This is a genomic window from Promicromonospora citrea, assembly GCF_013004695.1.
In the GTDB taxonomy this organism is placed as follows: domain Bacteria; phylum Actinomycetota; class Actinomycetes; order Actinomycetales; family Cellulomonadaceae; genus Promicromonospora; species Promicromonospora citrea.
Genome location: NZ_JABEMG010000027.1, coordinates 1 through 12,114 on the forward strand (window position 1 = coordinate 1; position 12,114 = coordinate 12,114).

The following is a 12,114-nucleotide window of genomic DNA, read 5'->3' on the forward strand; positions in this document are numbered from 1 at the left end:
CACCGGGGGCGGCCAGGACGGGTCGGCACCGACCACCGAGGGCAGCGCACGACCGGCCGCCGCGGCCTCGGGCGGGCCCGCCGACCTGCCGACGTTCGACCCGTCGTCGGCCGTGGCACGGTACGCCGACGGGTTCCCGCCGGACCTCTTCCCGGTGCCGGAGGGCGCCACCCTGCTCGCGTCGTCGGCTCGCCCGGCGGGCGGCGGCGAGCAGAAGGGCGAGCAGGAGGACGAGCCGAAGGGCAAGGACGGCGGCAAGGCCCCCGCGCTGACCCAGGTGACCCTCAACCTGGCGTCCCAGCTCCCGACCGAGAAGGTCATGGAACAGGCGCGCACGATCCTCGTCGGCCAGGGGTTCGAGGAGATCGAGGCGCCCGACGCCGGCGGCCTGACCGCGCAGACGGCCTTCCTGCGGACCACGAGCTCCAAGGCCGGTGAGGTCCAGGAGTCGCTCGTGGTCGGTGTGCTCGACGACGGCGAGCGCAGGCTCGCCACGATCAGCGGCACGGTCAAGGCCCCGTAGGCTGGGGGCGTGTCCGCCCTGCCTGCCCGTCCCGGCGCCCTGAACCCCGCAGCCCTGCTCGACGTCGAGAACCTCCGTGCCGACGTCGACGCCGCGGTGACCGCCCACCTCGCCCTGCTCGGCGCGGAGGTGAGCGCCATCAGCCCCAGCGCCCAGGCGATGGTCGACGAGGCTGCGGGCCTGCTGCTGGGCGGCAAGCGGCTGCGCGCGGCGTTCTGCTACTGGTCGTTCCGGGCGCACGGCGGGTCGGGCGACCCGGCCGACCCCGCGCGCACCGCGGCCGTGCGCGTCGGTGCCGCGCTCGAGCTCTTCCAGGCGGCGGCCCTGCTGCACGACGACGTGATGGACAACTCCGACACCCGGCGCGGCCGGCCGACGGCCCACCGCGCGTTCGCGGCACAGCACGTGGGGGCGGGCTGGTCCGGTGACGCCGACCGGTTCGGCGACGCCGCGGCGATCCTGCTGGGCGACCTCGTGCTGCTCGCCGCGCAGCGCGAGCTGTCGGCGGCGCTCGAGCCGCTGCCCGCGACGATCACGGAGCCGGTGCGCGCGCGGTTCGACACCATGCAGAGCGAGGTGGTCGTGGGCCAGTACCTCGACGTGCTCGTCCAGGCCCAGCCGTGGGGCGAGGACCCGGCGTCCGACGAGGAGCGCGCCCGGCGCGTGCTGCGCGCCAAGACCGCGAGCTACTCGGCCGCGGCGCCCCTCGCGCTGGGTGCGCTGCTCGCGGGCCGCGGCACCGAGGCCGCCGCGACGATCGAGGCGGCGGGCCTGCCGCTCGGCGAGGCGTTCCAGCTCCGGGACGACGTGCTCGGCGTGTTCGGCGACCCTGCCGTGACCGGCAAGCCCGCGGGCGACGACCTGCGCGAGGGCAAGCGCACCGTGATCGTGGCCCGCACGCTCGCGCTGCTGCCGGACCCGCACGGTCCGCAGGCGACGGTCCTGACCGAGGCCCTCGGCGACGCGCACCTCACGGACGAGGACGTCGAGCGGGTGCGCGAGGTGATCGTGTCGTCGGGCGCGCTCGACGCGGTCGAGCACCTCATCGTCGACCTCGCCGTGCGCGCGCACGCGCTGCTCGACCTCGCGGAGCTCGGCGACCCGGGGCGCGGCGTGCTCACCGACCTGGCGCACGCCGCCGTCGACCGGGCGGCCTGAGCTGGACCGCCTGAGCAGAGCCGCCTGAGCAGGAGCGGTCCGTCAGAACGTCCAGACCACGACCTCGCCGCCGGGCGCGAGCTGCTCCCCCGCCGCCGGGTCCGTCTCGACGACGCCCTTGCCGAAGATCTCGCCGAACCCGCGCGGCACGACCACGTACCCGGCCTCCTCGAGCACCTCGGTCGCCTCCTCGAGCGACAGGTCGACGACGTCCGGCACCGTGCCCTCCGGGCCCCGGCTCACGACCACCGTGACGGTGCCGTCCTGCGCCACGCCCTCGCCCGCCCCGGGCTCGGTGCGGATCACGGTCCCCGGCGCCGCCTCGTCGTCGAACACCTCCTCGCGCTCGACCCGCAGCCCCTCGGCCTCCAGGGCGGCGACGGCGTCGTCGGCGGCCGCCCCCGCGACCTCCGGCACCGTGACGGGCGGTGGCCCCTCGGAGACGGTGAGCCGCACACGCTCGTCCGTGGGCACCCGGTCGCCGTCGCGCACCGAGGCCCAGATGACCTCACCGGCCGGGCCGTCGTCCGTGTACTCGCGCGAGACGTCGACGTCCGTCAGGCCCGCGGCCCGCAGTGCCGCGACGGCGTCCTCCTCGGACATGCCGACCAGGCCGTCGGGCACGTCGGCGAGCTCCTGACCCAGCGAGACGACGAGCTCGACGGGGGCGTCGCGCTCCGTGCGGCTGCCCTCGTCGGGCCGTACCGAGATCACCTGGCCCTCGGGCACGTCGGAGTCGTACCGCTGCCTGGTCGACGCCGTGAGCCCCGCCTCCGCCAGGGTGTCCTGCGCCTGCTCCACAGCGACGCCGACGACGCCGTCGGGCACCACCGTGAAGGCGCCGGGCCCGTGCTCGGTGTACCACCATGCGGCGAGCAGCACGACGACCAGGCCCAGCACGAGCGCGAGGTTGCCGCGCCACCGCCGTCGGGGCGCGGTCGGCGGCGCGGGTGACGCGGTCTGCACGGGCGGACGGGGCGGCTGCTGCGCCGCCCACCGCCCTGCCTGCGGCCGCTCGACGACGGCGGTGCGCGCGGCGGTGTGCGCCGCCCGGACCGCCGTGGGCGACGGCGGGGGCGCCGCCTTGGCGGGGATGTCCAGCACCTCGTTCGGGATCCGCCGGAACGTGGTGCGCAGCAGCTCGAGGGCGTGCGCGGCGTCCGGCGGGCGCTGGTCGGGGTCGCGCGAGGTGAGCGTGCGCACGAGGTGGTCGAGGGGGCGGCCGAGGTGCCCGGCGAACGCGCTCACGGGCGGGACGTCGTTGTTGACGTGCGCGAAGGCGACCTGGATCGCACCCTCCCCCTCGTGCGGCAGGCGGCCGGTGAACATCTCGAACGCGAGCACTCCCACCGCGTACACGTCGGCGCGGGCGTCCACGTGGCCGGTCGAGATCGTCTCGGGCGCCAGGTAGGCCACGGTGCCGAGGACCGTGCCGGTGGTCGTGTTCGACACCTCCGAGACGGCCCGAGCCAGACCGAAGTCGGCGACCTTCGGCCGGCCGGTGCCCGCCTCGAGCAGGACGTTCTCGGGCTTGATGTCGCGGTGCACGACGTCCTTGGCGTGCGCGGCGGCCAGCGCCGACAGCACGGTGTCGAGGATCGCGAACGACCGGCGCAGCGTGAGCTCGCCCTCGCGGATGAGGTGCCGCAGGTTGGTGCCCGGCACGTACTCCATCGTCAGGTACCGCATGTCGCCGTCGGTGCCCTGGTCGTAGACAGCGACGACGCCGTGGTGCTGGAGGCCGGCCGCCGAACGGGCCTCGCGCTCGAACCGCTGCAGGAAGCTGGCCGCCTGGTCACCTTCGGCGAGGTGCGGGTGCATGACCTTCAGCGCGATCTCGCGGTCCAGCCGTGTGTCGTGCGCGCGGTACACGGTGGCCATGCCGCCGCGAGCCACGCGCGCCACGATCCGGTACCGCCCGTCGACCAGGCGGCCGATGAGCGAGTCCGCCGTCACCTGAGCCACGGGGTGGAGTGTACGGGTGACCTCCCTCGCGGGGGGCGAAACGCCCGTACCGGACACCGTGCCGTTGCCGGATCGTTGCCGGGCGCCGGGTCACGGCCGCGTCGCCTAGGCTGCACCCGTGACAGATCTCGACGCCCTCGTGGGCGAATGGCTGACCCTGCCCGACCTCGCCGAGACCCTCGACGTCGAGGTCGGCAAGTGCCGGGGCCTGGTCCGCGACCGGTACGTCGTCGGCATCAAGCGCGGCGAGCGCAAGACCTTCCAGGTACCCGCACGGTTCGTGCTCCCGGAGGTCGACGGGCGCCCCGGGCCCATCCCCACCCTGCGCGGCACGGTGATGCTCCTGGCCGACGCCGGGTTCACCGACGAGGAGATCCTCGAGTGGCTCTTCACGCCGAACGACGAGCTCGGCGAGCAGCCCGTCGACGCCCTCATCCACGGCAAGCGCGCCGCCGTGCGCCGGGTCGCCCAGACGATGCTGTGACCGGGCCGCGCTGACCGTGCCGGCTCAGGCCCGCAGCATCTCCGCGACCTGGAACGCCAGCTCGAGCGACTGCTGGTGGTTGAGGCGCGGGTCCACGAGGGTCTCGTACCGCAGCGCGAGACCCTCGTCGGAGATCTCCTCGCTCCCGCCGAGCACCTCGGTGACGTCGTCGCCCGTCAGCTCCATGTGCAGGCCGCCCGGCACCGTGCCGAGCCGCTTGTGCACCTCGAAGAAGCCCGCGACCTCGTCGAGCACGTCCGTCAGGCGGCGGGTCTTGTACCCGCTCGCCGAGGTGATCGTGTTGCCGTGCATCGGGTCGGTCACCCACGTGACGTTCGCCCCCGACCACGTCACGGCCTCGACGATCGCGGGCAGCACGTCGCGGACCGTGCCGGCGCCCATCCGCGTGACGAACGTGAGCCGGCCGGGCAGGTTGTCCGGGTTGAGCCGCTCGGTGAGCGCGAGGGCGTCCTGCGGCGTCGTGCCCGGGCCCAGCTTGACGCCGATCGGGTTGGCGATGCGGGACATGAAGTCGACGTGCGCGCCGTCGAGCTGGCGCGTGCGCTCGCCGATCCACAGGAAGTGGGCGCTGGTGTCGTACGCCTTGCCGGTGCGCTGGTCCGTGCGGGTCATGGCGCGCTCGTAGTCGAGCACGAGCGCCTCGTGGCTCAGGAAGAACTCGACCGAGCGGAGCGCGTCGAAGTCGGCGCCGCACGCGTGCATGAAGCGGATCGCGCGGTCGATCTCGTCCGCCGTCTTCTCGTAGCGCGCGTAGGCCGGGTTGCGCATGAAGCCGCGGTTCCACTCGTGCACCTGGCGCAGGTCGGCGAACCCGCCCTGCGTGAAGGCCCGCACGACGTTCGCCGTGGCCGACGAGATCCGGTAGGCCTGCTCGAGGCGCTCCGGGTCGGGCGTGCGGTCCTGCTCGGTGAAGGCGAAGCCGTTGATCATGTCGCCGCGGTAGGCCGGCAGGGTCACGCCGTCGCGCGTCTCGGTGTCGCTCGAGCGCGGCTTGGCGTACTGGCCGGCCATGCGGCCCATCTTCACCACGGGCGTGCTCGCTCCGTGGGTCAGCACCACCGCCATCTGCAGGATGGTGCGGATCTTGTTGCGGATGCGGTCGGCGTTCGCCTCGGCGAACGTCTCCGCGCAGTCCCCGCCCTGCAGCAGGAACGCCTCACCCCGGCCGGCGGCGGCGAGCCGCTCGGTCAGGGTGTCGGCCTGTGCGGGCACCACGATGGGTGCGGCCTGTGCCAGCCGCCCGGTCGCGGCGGCGAGCGCCGCCGGGTCCGGCCAGGTCGGCTGCTGGCGCGCCTCCAGGGTCCGGAAGTGGTCCAGCCCGGCCGGTCCGGCGGACCGCTCCGCCGGACCGGTGACGACGCTCATCGGCCCGTCCTTCGGGTCGCGCCCCGTGGTGCCCGCACCGCTCAGTGCTCCGCGGGCGCGGCCGGCTTCAGCGGCTGGCCGATGTCGGACAGGATCTGCCCGAACCACTCCTGCGAGACGTCGAAGGCCTTGCCGCCGGCGATGCGCGGGAACGCGATGGCCTTGAGGCGGTCGCCGTCCTCCTCGTCGTGGCCGATGACGCCGGACTCGCCACGCAGGGCGCACTCGACCGCGTAGTCCGTCATGGACTTGATGAGGCGCAGGTCCTCGCTGTTGGCCGCGGCCGCGCGCGAGAAGTAGCCCGACTTCTGGACCATGACCTTCTCGGCGCCGAGCTTCTCGGCGAACTGCTTGGCGAACCACTGGCCCGGGTTGATGGTGTCGAGCTTGACGTGGCCGAACGGGTCGCGCTCGACGGTCTCGCCCGCCGCCTCGAGCTGGGCCACGATCTCGTGCATGCCCGCACCCTCGGACAGGAAGATGTTGACGTTGCCCTGCGTGTCCATGATCTCGCGCAGGCGCTTGGCCTCGCCCTCGATGTCGATCTCGAGCTCGGGCAGGAACACCGCGTGCACGTCCCAGCGCTCGCGGGACAGGCCGAGCGACGGCGCCCACTCCTGCTCGTCGAGCCAGCCGCGGTACGCCTTGGCGGTGGCGGCCGTGAGCCAGCCGCAGTGGCGGCCCATGACCTCGTGCACGATGAGCATGCGCGGCCCGACGCGGTTCTCGCCGATGACGTTGGCCGCGAACTTCGCGCCCTCCTCGGCGGCGGTCCAGGCACCGAGCGACTGCTTGATGGGCACCACGTCGTTGTCGATGGTCTTGGGCAGGCCGACGACGGTCAGCTCGTAGCCGTTCTCGTGCAGGTAGGCGGCGAGGTCGGCGGCCGTGGTGTTGGTGTCGTCCCCGCCGATGGTGTGCAGCACGTCCACGCCGTCGGCCTTGAGCTGCTCGGCGGCGACGTGCAGCGGGTCCTGACCCTCCTGGACGAGGCCGCGCTTCACGGCGTCCTTGACGTTGGTCAGCTTGACGCGCGAGTTGCCGATCGGCGAGCCGCCGAACCGGTGCAGCACGTGCGCCTGCTTGCGGGCCTCGTCGTCGATCTCGATCTTGTTGCCGGTCAGCAGGCCGTGGTAGCCGTGCAGGTAGGCGATGATCTCGATCTCCGGGTCGAGCTCGGTGTAACGCTCGATCAGACCGCCGACCGAGGACGACAGGCAGGGCGCGAAGCCGCCGGCGGTCAGCAGGGCCACACGACGAACAGCCATCTTGAGGAGCACCTCTCATCAGGGAACTTTCGCGGGTGCCCCGACCGGCCTCCGGCCCGCGCGGCACCCCTCGTCGTCATCCTACTGAGGGCCGGGGACACCGCCCGTCACGTCCGGTGACTGAGCACGCGGACCGCGGCACGGTGGGCGGGCGTGAGAGAATGGGGACCGAGCCTCCCGACGCACAGCGTCCGGAGGCTTTTTTCATGACCACGCACACACCGCACGCCCCCGCACGACTCGTCCTGCGCCCCACGACGCCCGCCGACCGCCCGCTGCTCGAACGCCTCTGGCTGCTGTTCCGCCACGACATGTCCGACGTCACCGGCGCCCTGCCCGACGCGACCGGCCAGTTCCGCCGCGAGCGCCTGGACGCGGCGTTCACCGAGCCGGGGTGGCACGGCGTCGTCGCCCACCTCGAGGGCGACGGCACGCCCGCGCCGGTGGGCTTCGCCCTGGTCCGCGGGACGGACCAGGACACCCGCGTGCTCAGCTCGTTCTTCGTCGTGCGCGGGGCGCGTCGCGGCGGCGTCGGGCGACGGCTGGCCGCGCACGTGCTGGCCGCCTTCCCCGGGCGCTGGGAGATCGCCTTCCAGGACGCCAACCGGCCCGCGGTCCGGTTCTGGCGGCAGGTGGCCACCGAGGCCACGGGCGAGGACTGGACCGAGGAGCACCGCCCGGTGCCGGGCCGCCCCGACCTGCCGCCCGACACGTGGATCACGCTCGTGACGCACGGCCGGTAGGCGGGGGCGCACGGCGAAGCCCCCTGCGCCGGTGGCGCAGGGGGCTTCGTCCGCTGGTCAGGCGAGCAGGTGCAGGCTCTCCTTGTTCTTGTCGGCGTACAGCCGCTCGACGTCGGCGTCGAAGTCCTTGAGGAACACCGCCCGCTTCACGCTCTGCTTCGGCGTGAGGTACCCGTTCTCGATGGTCAGGTCGCCCGGCAGCACCGTGTACTTGCGGATCGACTCGGCCTTGGAGACCGCCTTGTTGGCACGCTGCACGGCCTGGTCGAGCGCGGCGAGCACGTCGGGGTCCTTGCGCGCCTCGTCCACCGTGAGCGGCGGCTTGCCGTGCATCTTGAGCCAGCCGGGCAGGCCCTCGGCGTCGAGGGTGACCAGCGCCCCGATGAACGGCTTGTTGTCCCCGACCACCACGCACTGGCTGACCAGGGCGTGCGCCCGGATGCGGTCCTCCAGCGTGGACGGTGCCACGTTCTTGCCGCCCGCGGTGACGATGATCTCCTTCTTGCGGCCGGTGATGGTGAGGAAGCCGTCGTCGTCGAGCAGGCCGAGGTCACCGGTGCGGAACCAGCCGTCCTCGGTGAACGCCTCCTGCGTCGCCGCCTCGTTCTTGTGGTAGCCGCGGAAGATGTGGTGACCCCTGAGCAGGATCTCCTTGTCCTCGGCGATCTTGACGCCGCAGCCCGGCAGCTGCAGGCCGACGGAGCCGATCTTGGTCGCCGACGGGCGGTTCACGCAGGTCGGCGCCGTCGACTCGGTGAGGCCGTAGCCCTCGAGAACCTTGAGGCCCAGGCCGCGGTAGAAGTGGCCCAGCCGCTCGCCGAGCGGGCCGCCGCCCGAGACCGCGAACTCCGCGCGGCCGCCCAGCCGGGCGCGCAGCTTGGAGAACACGAGCGCGCTCGCGACGGCGTGCTGCAGGCGCAGCCCGAGCCCGGGGCCCGACGGCGTGTCCAGGGCACGCGACCACGCGATGCCGGTCGCCGTCGCCCAGTGGAAGATCTTCGCCTTGCCGCCGGCGGCCGCCGTCTGCTCCGCGGTGTTGTAGACCTTCTCGAACACGCGCGGCACCGCGAGGATGAAGGTCGGCTTGAACTGGCCGAGCGCGTCGACCAGCGTCGTCGTGTCGCCCCAGTGGCCCGTGACGATGCCGCCCGCGACGCCCAGCACGTGGATGAACCGCGCGAACACGTGCGCCATCGGGATGAACAGCAGGGTGCGCCCGCCGGGCTTGCCGAACACCTCCGGCACGGCCTCGACGGCGTTGACCGCGAGCGAGGCGAAGTTGCGGTGGGTGAGCTCGGCGCCCTTGGGGCGGCCCGTGGTGCCCGAGGTGTAGATGATCGTCGCGATGTCGTCGAGGTCGGCCAGGCTCCGTCGCCGGGCGATCTCCTCGTCGGACACGTCCGAGCCCTCCGCCGCCACGGTGTCGAGCCCGCCGTCGTCGATGACGAGCACGTCCGTGAGCAACGGCACAGAACCACGGACCTCCTCGACCGTGGCGGCGTTGGCCGCGCTCTCGGCGAAGACGATCTTCACCTCGGCGTCGGACACGATCCACTCGACCTGCTCGGCCGAGGACGTCTCGTAGATGGGCACCGGGACCGCACCGGCGGCCCAGGCGGCGAAGTCCAGCACGGCCCACTCGTAGCGGGTGCGGGACATGATGCCGACCTTGTCGCCGGGCTCGATGCCGCGGGCGACCAGGCCCTTCGCGACAGCGACCACCTGGGCGTCGAACTCGCCGGCCGTGACGACCCGCCAGGGCTCGTCCGTTCCGGCGGGGACCTCCATCATCGGCTTGTCGGCACCCTTGCCGACCCGCTCGGCGAGCACGTCGTTGACGTTGGAGGTGGGGGGCAGCTCGATGAGGATCGGGCTGGTGATCTCGTCCATTCTGACTCCAGTGGCAGTACTGACCGTGCCTGCAAAGATACCGGGAAACGGACGCCGCGTGGTGCACCTTCGACGGTCGCTACCCTGGGTGTGCGCACCTGGTTGGTGCAGCCCCCTTCCCGACGGCCCGTGAGGCCGTCGTGCAACGAGAGAACGTGAGGACGCATGCACGCCATCGGGGTCGACATCGGCGGCACGAAGATCGCTGTGGGAGTCGTCGACGAGGAGGGTGAGATCCTCGCCCAGGTGCGCCGGGACACCGACGCCGACGACGTGGCGAGCATCGACGAGGCGATCGCCGACGCCTGCAACGAGCTCGTCAAGGAGCACGAGGTCGGCGCGATCGGGCTCGCCGCCGCCGGGTTCGTCAGCCCGGACCGCACGTCGGTCAACTTCGCCCCCAACATCGCCTGGCGCGAGTACCCGCTGGCCGCGAAGGTCGGGGCGCTCGTGGACGCCGACGTACCGATCGTCGTCGAGAACGACGCCAACGCGGCGGGCTGGGCCGAGTTCCGGTTCGGCGCGGGCCGCGAGGCCACCGACATGCTCATGCTCACCGTCGGCACGGGCCTGGGCGGCGCCGTCATCTCCGAGCGCGACCTGGTGCGCGGCAAGTGGGGCATGGCCGCGGAGGTCGGCCACATGCGCGTCGTGCCCGAGGGCCACTACTGCGGCTGCGGGCACGAGGGCTGCTGGGAGCAGTACGCCTCGGGCAGCGCGCTCGAGCGCGAGGCGCAGCACGCCGCCGTCGCGCGCGCCGAGCGGGCCGCCCGCCTGCTCGAGCTCGCGGGCGGCGACCCCGCGGAGATCCGCGGGAAGATGGTCACGCAGGCGGCCCAGGAGGGCGACGAGCTGTCGATCGAGCTGCTCGCGACCCTCGGCCGCTGGATCGGCGAGGGCTCGGCGTCGGTCGCCGCGCTGCTCGACCCCGAGCTCATCGTGATCGGCGGCGGCGTCGGCGCGGCGGGCGACCTGCTGCTCGGCCCGGTGCGCCGCGGCTTCGAGGCGCAGCTCTCCGCGATGGGCCACCGCCCCGTCGCCGCGATCGAGCTCGCCGAGCACGGCAACGAGGCGGGCATCGTGGGCGCGGCGGACCTCGCGCGTCGCTGAGCGCCCGCCGCCCGTCCCTGCGACCAGACCTGCGACCAGACCTGCGACCCGACCCGGCCCGGGCCCGTCAGACGACGGCGCCCGGGCCGTCGTCGTCCGGGTCCCGCTGGTGCGGCATGCGCCAGATCAGGACGCCGAGGCCCGCGACGAACAGGCCCAGCCCGATCTGGCCCAGCAGCGGAGGGATGTCCAGGGCCGGCACCGCCGCCGAGAGGATCATGCCGATCACGGCCAGCACGGGCACGCCCACCACGAAGCTCCACGCCATGGTGAGCAGCGGGTCGCGGGAGAGCAGCGGCGGCGGCTCCGGCGGGGTGAAGTGCGACTCCGCCTCCTCGAGCGCCTCGGCCTCCGGCGTCAGCGGCCAGTCGCGCGGGCCGGTCGGCCGGCGCACCTCGGCCGCCGTGTCGTCCCCGGCGTCCGCGGGGGCGGCGGTCCAGTCACCGCCCGACCACCCGCCGTCCGACCAGCCCCCGACCCGTCGGCCGCCGGGACGGTCGCTCGCGGAGTCGTCCGGGTCCGCCGCGGTGTCGGCATCGCTGCCCGGGCTCGCGGACGAGTCCCCGTCCCGGCCCGACGTCTGAGAGGATGCGGCGGTCCTGTCCGGGCCGGCGGCCGAGTCGCCGGCGGACCCGCCGATGTCGCCGAGCGTGGCGACGATGTCAGCCCAGCGCGAGGCCACGTCGTCGTCGCCCAGCTCCCGAGGGGCGTCGCCGGGTACGTCGTCGTCGCGGTCGTCGGTGTTCGATGCGGCCATGCGCACACTCTATTGTCGTCCGGGGGCCCGCGGGGGCGGGTGATGAGGAGGAATCTTGTTCTACTGGGTGATGAAGTACCTGCTGGTGGGCCCGTGGCTCCGGCTCGCCTACCAGCCGTGGGTCGTCGGCGCCCGGAACGTGCCCCGCACCGGCCCGGCGATCATGGCGAGCAACCACCTCGCGGTCATCGACTCGTTCATCCTGCCGCTCCTCGTCCGGCGCCGCATGACCTTCCTCGGCAAGTCCGACTACTTCACGGGCACCGGCGTCAAGGGGCGGTTCGTCGCCTGGTTCATGCGGGGCATCGGCGTCATCCCCGTGGACCGCTCGGGCGGCGCGGCGAGCGAGGCCGCGCTGCGCACCGGCCTGCGCGTGCTGCGCGAGGGCGGGTTGTTCGGCATCTACCCCGAGGGCACCCGCAGCCCCGACGGCCGCCTCTACAAGGCCAAGACCGGCGTGGCGCGCATGGCGCTGGAGTCGGGCGCCCCGGTGATCCCCGTCGCCATGGTCGACACCGACGTCGCCCAGCCGGTCGGCCGCGCGGTGCCCCGGTTCATGCCGCTGGGCGCCGTGATCGGCGAGCCGCTCGACTTCAGCCGGTACAAGGGCATGGAGACCGACAAGTTCGTGCTGCGCGCGGTCGCCGACGAGATCGAGTACGCGATCCTCTCCCTGTCCGGCCAGGAGTACGTCGACGCCTACGCCGCCAGCGCCAAGGAGCGCGCGAGCCGCGGGGAGCCTCCGCTGCCCACCGCCGAGGAGGGGCCAGGCGGCCTCCCCCTGCCGGAGGTCACCAAGCCCCGCCGCCCCGGCCGCTGACCCCTCCCCG

11 protein-coding genes are annotated in these 12,114 nt (G+C 73.5%); 6 read left to right on the plus strand and 5 right to left on the minus strand.

Annotated elements, in window-relative coordinates; all coding sequences use genetic code 11:
- Both HLB15_RS07685 and HLB15_RS07690 read left to right on the plus strand, forming a co-directional pair.
- On the plus strand, positions 1-523 hold a 523-nt coding region (locus HLB15_RS07685; protein WP_171104718.1), incomplete at its 5' end, for a hypothetical protein.
- A 9-nt stretch (positions 524-532) separates the two neighbouring features.
- Positions 533-1,681: a polyprenyl synthetase family protein gene (locus HLB15_RS07690; protein ID WP_171104719.1), complete on the plus strand. Its 1,149-nt coding sequence runs from the start codon at positions 533-535 to the stop codon at positions 1,679-1,681.
- A gap of 42 nt (positions 1,682-1,723) precedes the next feature.
- On the opposite strand, the gene pknB is transcribed toward HLB15_RS07690, so the two are convergent.
- Positions 1,724-3,646 (minus strand): Stk1 family PASTA domain-containing Ser/Thr kinase, encoded by a 1,923-nt coding sequence (gene pknB / locus HLB15_RS07695; RefSeq protein ID WP_171104720.1) that lies wholly within the window; start codon positions 3,644-3,646, stop codon positions 1,724-1,726.
- Positions 3,647-3,764: 118 nt separating this feature from the next.
- Here pknB and HLB15_RS07700 point away from each other — a divergent pair, with 118 nt between their 5' ends.
- The gene (locus tag HLB15_RS07700) at positions 3,765-4,130 is read left to right on the plus strand and encodes an Rv2175c family DNA-binding protein (protein ID WP_229785649.1); all 366 of its coding nucleotides are present in this window, start codon (positions 3,765-3,767) and stop codon (positions 4,128-4,130) included.
- 24 nt (positions 4,131-4,154) lie between these two features.
- Here the strand turns inward: HLB15_RS07700 and HLB15_RS07705 are convergent, their stop codons facing one another.
- A complete protein-coding gene (locus tag HLB15_RS07705; protein ID WP_171104721.1) occupies positions 4,155-5,516 on the minus strand; it encodes a class II 3-deoxy-7-phosphoheptulonate synthase in 1,362 nt (453 codons plus the stop codon).
- A 41-nt stretch (positions 5,517-5,557) separates the two neighbouring features.
- Positions 5,558-6,784: a pyrophosphate--fructose-6-phosphate 1-phosphotransferase gene (locus HLB15_RS07710; RefSeq protein WP_171104722.1), complete on the minus strand. Its 1,227-nt coding sequence runs from the start codon at positions 6,782-6,784 to the stop codon at positions 5,558-5,560.
- A gap of 206 nt (positions 6,785-6,990) precedes the next feature.
- On the opposite strand from HLB15_RS07710, the gene HLB15_RS07715 reads away from it, so the two are divergent.
- Positions 6,991-7,527, plus strand: coding sequence for a GNAT family N-acetyltransferase (locus HLB15_RS07715; RefSeq protein ID WP_171104723.1), 537 nt, complete (start codon positions 6,991-6,993; stop codon positions 7,525-7,527).
- A 57-nt stretch (positions 7,528-7,584) separates the two neighbouring features.
- On the opposite strand, the gene HLB15_RS07720 is transcribed toward HLB15_RS07715, so the two are convergent.
- Positions 7,585-9,417: an AMP-dependent synthetase/ligase gene (locus tag HLB15_RS07720; protein WP_171104724.1), complete on the minus strand. Its 1,833-nt coding sequence runs from the start codon at positions 9,415-9,417 to the stop codon at positions 7,585-7,587.
- Between the two features lie 165 nt (positions 9,418-9,582).
- Between HLB15_RS07720 and HLB15_RS07725 the strand changes: the two genes are divergently transcribed.
- Positions 9,583-10,527, plus strand: coding sequence for an ROK family glucokinase (locus HLB15_RS07725; RefSeq protein WP_171104725.1), 945 nt, complete (start codon positions 9,583-9,585; stop codon positions 10,525-10,527).
- A gap of 67 nt (positions 10,528-10,594) precedes the next feature.
- On the opposite strand, the gene HLB15_RS07730 is transcribed toward HLB15_RS07725, so the two are convergent.
- Entirely contained in the window at positions 10,595-11,284 is a 690-nt protein-coding gene (locus HLB15_RS07730) for a hypothetical protein (RefSeq protein ID WP_171104726.1), read from the minus strand.
- A gap of 55 nt (positions 11,285-11,339) precedes the next feature.
- Here HLB15_RS07730 and HLB15_RS07735 point away from each other — a divergent pair, with 55 nt between their 5' ends.
- Positions 11,340-12,104, plus strand: coding sequence for a lysophospholipid acyltransferase family protein (locus HLB15_RS07735; RefSeq protein WP_171104727.1), 765 nt, complete (start codon positions 11,340-11,342; stop codon positions 12,102-12,104).
- The last annotated feature ends 10 nt before the right edge of the window (positions 12,105-12,114 follow it).

What these genes read in the sequence shown, in the direction of transcription:
- HLB15_RS07705 (WP_171104721.1), bottom strand. Translation starts at nt 5,516, where the DNA reads ATGAGCGTCGTCACCGGTCCGGCGGAGCGGTCCGCCGGACCGGCCGGG.
- HLB15_RS07720 (WP_171104724.1), bottom strand. Translation starts at nt 9,417, where the DNA reads ATGGACGAGATCACCAGCCCGATCCTCATCGAGCTGCCCCCCACCTCC.
- HLB15_RS07715 (WP_171104723.1), top strand. Translation starts at nt 6,991, where the DNA reads ATGACCACGCACACACCGCACGCCCCCGCACGACTCGTCCTGCGCCCC.
- HLB15_RS07730 (WP_171104726.1), bottom strand. Translation starts at nt 11,284, where the DNA reads ATGGCCGCATCGAACACCGACGACCGCGACGACGACGTACCCGGCGAC.
- HLB15_RS07725 (WP_171104725.1), top strand. Translation starts at nt 9,583, where the DNA reads ATGCACGCCATCGGGGTCGACATCGGCGGCACGAAGATCGCTGTGGGA.
- HLB15_RS07710 (WP_171104722.1), bottom strand. Translation starts at nt 6,784, where the DNA reads ATGGCTGTTCGTCGTGTGGCCCTGCTGACCGCCGGCGGCTTCGCGCCC.